The sequence below is a fragment of the Candidatus Protochlamydia sp. W-9 genome, assembly GCF_001950615.1.
In the GTDB taxonomy this organism is placed as follows: Bacteria; Chlamydiota; Chlamydiia; order Chlamydiales; family Parachlamydiaceae; genus Protochlamydia; species Protochlamydia amoebophila.
Genome location: NZ_BCPZ01000273.1, coordinates 1 through 503, shown reverse-complemented (window position 1 = coordinate 503; position 503 = coordinate 1). Strand labels below are relative to the sequence as shown.

Sequence of the window (503 nt, the reverse complement as noted above, 5' to 3'; positions counted from 1 at the left end):
ATACTCATTATAGTCTTCGCGCCACTTTTCAATCGTGCTACGAGCATCCTTAACATTTAAAAACCAATTTTCATTTAAGCATTCATCACGAAGCTTTCCATTGAAACTTTCAATGTAACCATTTTGCATTGGCTTACCAGGTTGAATATACTTCCAGCTAATTTTGTTATCCCATGACCACTTCAAAATAGCATTACTAGTAAATTCCGTCCCATTATCGCTTAATATGCATGCTGGCCTCCCCTCTGTCTCTATCAACTCAGATAGCTCTCTCGCAACACGAACTCCGCTGATCGAGGTATCTACCACCATCTTAAGACTTTTCCTAGTAAAGTCATCCATAATTGTTAGAATCCGAAGGCGCCTTCCATTGGCTAATGCATCTGAAACAAAGTCAAGAGACCATCTTTGATTTGGCCTAGAAATCTCCTCAGGTCCTATTCTAGAACCTAAAGCTCTCTTCCTTCCACCCCTTTTTCTGATTTTGAGACCACTCTCTTTGT

Annotated in this window: 1 protein-coding gene; it reads right to left on the bottom strand. The window is 40.2% G+C overall.

Annotated elements, in window-relative coordinates; translation table 11 throughout:
* The coding region (locus tag BU804_RS08070) for an integrase core domain-containing protein (RefSeq protein WP_143298963.1) at nucleotides 1–503 on the bottom strand (503 nt) is incomplete at both ends.